We start from the raw sequence: 2,835 nt of genomic DNA on the forward strand, positions 1-2,835 counted from the left end.
GGAACGGCGGGCGGAAGGCGGTGATCACCCGTCCGGCGCAGATCACCCCGATCCAGCTCGCGAGCGAGACGACCGCGATGATCCGCGCGGCGAGCGGCGGGGTATCGTCCGGCCCCAGCGCATAGACCCGCTTCGACACGGTGGCATAAAAGGTGACCATATTGACCCCGGCGATCCCGATCAGCGCCATCTTGGTCTGCCACGCGGGGTTGTAGAGATATTGCGCAGTGTCGGCGAGGACGAACATCGCGCCGGTCACCAGGTTGAGCGCAAATCCCGCCACCCCGAACGGGATCAGCCGGTGCAGCGCCTTGAGCGAAATCCCCTTGACCGCGCCCATCATTCTGAGGTCGAACATCCCGACCGCGCCGATCAGGAAGCACAGCCCGATGAAATGGAGGATCTCGACCAGCGGCCAGCCCCAGCTGGTGTACATGATCGCGCCCAGCCCCATATCCTCGGCCCAGAACTGCACCGCATAGGGATCGATGAAGGGATCGGTGCTCACCATTCGCCCCTCACCACTCATTCGACACCAGCAGCACCGAATTGGTGTAGAGCAGCAGCTTGCCCCCGGCGACGCCCGCGAGCCACAGCGCGATCGCCGCGATCCCGACCCGGCGCGCCTCCGCCGGCACCGGCTCGCCGACCGTCGAGAGCGCCATGTAGCGCCGCGAAATCCGTCGCGTGAGCAGCGCCGCGCCGATCAGGCAGGCGAATTTCAATGCAAAGATCGGATTGGTCAGCGCCTTGGCCGGATAGCCGAGCAGCAGCCCGATCCCGGACAGGATCGCCAGCACCGTGCCGAACCACATCCACGGGAAGAACCTGGCGAAGCTCTCGAGCGGCGCGGCGCGCGCCACGCCCGCCGTGCGCAAAGCCACCACCAGCCCGCCGCCGACCAGGAACGCCATCCCCAGCGCATGGAAAATCAGCAGCACGAAATAGGCGTAGAAATCCTCGCGCATGAACAGCGAGACCGGCGTGTTCTCGAGCCAGGTGAAGAATTCGGTCATCGACCCTCCCCGCCCGGAGAGTGGCACTGACGCGGGGATTACACAAGCGACGCCCCCCGAGTCATCCCGGACTTGCCTGCCCCTGCGCAGGCAGGGGTTCCGGGATCCAGCTGCTTTCCTGCCCAACCACGCAACAAGCTGGACCCCGGCACAAGGCCGGGGTGACGATAAGGGATTGCTTGAGCATGGCACGAGCGCTGCTAGGCTCGCTTTCTGGGGCGCGAAACCGGGGGGGATTCGCATGGCAAGCGACAAGATCGATGTGATCAACCTGCCGCGCTGGGTGTGGCGCGTGATGATCGCCGCAAGCGTCCTGGCTGCCGTCGCCAGCTGTTACGACGCCATTTCGTCCGCCTTCTTCAACCGGGCGGCAAGTTCATGGGAAGCGCTGGGCATGGAGGGCAATCCTTCGACCGCCCAAAGCGCCGGCTGGTACGAGATTGTCGAGGTCGGGCAGGATGGCGCGGCCGCGGCGGCAGGCATCGTGCCCGGCGACCTGGTGCGCCATGAGACCTTTCTCGGCGATTACCAAAGCTGGCAGGCGGGCGATGAAGTCTCGCTCACCGTGCTGCGGGGCGAGCGGCGCTTCCCGGTCAGCCTGATCGCCCAGGCGCCCGCCGAAAGGAGTGTCACAACCCAAAACCTGCTGATTGCCAATGCCTTCCGTTGGCTGTTGATGACGTTCTTCACGCTGCTCCTCCTGATCCGCGGCAGGGGCAACCGGGCCGCCACCATGCTGGCGATCATGCTTCCCGGGATGAGCCCGTTTCCCGGCCTCGGCTTCCTGCCCGATTGGGCCTATGCTCCCGTCGTGCTGGCGCTCAAGCTCCCCTGCAATATCGCGCTGGGGTTCCTCTGGCCTTATCTCGCGCTGGCGATTTCGGGAGGAGCAAGCAGCGCGCGGCAAGGCCGCCTGGTTTCCGCCGTGGCGCTGGCTTCCGGATTCGTGGCGCTTTTCCTTCCCTTGTTACAGATCCTGGGGCCGACCTCGCGCCCGCTGGCAGCGCTCATCTGGATCATCTTCGTGATCCTGCACCAATTGTTCGGTTATGGGGTGGTTGCGACGAATTACAGGCGAAACGACGCAGCTGCGCGCAATCGCATCAAGATCGTCGCCGCTGCATTCGTGCTGTTCATGCTGATGGTCGTCTTCGGGGTCCTTTCCTTGGGGAATTCGTGGCTTTCCGGACTGCTGGGCGTCGTCGCCCTGGCGCTGCTTGCCTACGGCCTGCTGCGCCAGCGGCTGTTCGACTTCAACTTCGCGGTCAATCGCACGCTGGTCTATGGTGCCGCGGCCTTCACCTTGCTGGTGGTGTTCGGCCTCGTCGAATACGTCGCCAAGAGCATGATCCCGGTCGCCTGGCCAACCGCCGGGCCGTTCATCTCGGCGGGTCTCGCCGTGCTGCTGTTCCTCAGTTTCCACCGCCTGCATCACTGGTTCGAACATCACATCGAGCGGTTCTTCTTCAAGGAGTGGCAGGAGGCGGAAAAGGCGCTCAGGCGGTTCGTCCACTCGGCGAGCCATTTCGACCGGATGCCGGCTTTGTGCGGTTCGACAGTCGAAGCGGTATCGGCCTATGCCGGAGGATCGGATGCGGCGCTGTATCTGCGCGCCAGCGACGGGAGCTACCGGCTGGCAGCCGGCCAGCTTGGTGGCGCACCGGACGCCTATCTCGACGACAACCCCGCCTTCGCGCTGATGCGCGCCGAGCGCAAGCCGCTCGACCTCGCGGGCGCACCCGGCGCGCTCCCCGGCGCGATGGCCTTCCCGATGGTCGAACAGGGCGCGCTCGCAGGCTTCGTCCTGCTCGACGGCAAG

At 65.4% G+C, this 2,835-nt stretch carries 3 protein-coding genes; 1 reads left to right on the forward strand and 2 read right to left on the reverse strand.

Going from position 1 to position 2,835, the window contains the following annotated elements:
* Together AC16XC_RS11405 and AC16XC_RS11410 are read right to left on the reverse strand one after the other, a co-directional pair.
* A partial coding sequence (locus AC16XC_RS11405; RefSeq protein WP_484034779.1) for a hypothetical protein occupies window positions 1-508 on the reverse strand: 508 nt, incomplete at its 3' end.
* A gap of 10 nt (window positions 509-518) precedes the next feature.
* On the reverse strand, window positions 519-1,016 hold the full coding sequence (locus AC16XC_RS11410) for a hypothetical protein (protein WP_484034780.1): 498 nt from the start codon (window positions 1,014-1,016) through the stop codon (window positions 519-521).
* A gap of 241 nt (window positions 1,017-1,257) precedes the next feature.
* Here AC16XC_RS11410 and AC16XC_RS11415 point away from each other — a divergent pair.
* The coding region (locus AC16XC_RS11415) for a hypothetical protein (RefSeq protein WP_484034781.1) at window positions 1,258-2,835 on the forward strand (1,578 nt) is incomplete at its 3' end.

The sequence above is a fragment of the Candidatus Andeanibacterium sp. genome (assembly GCF_057143545.1).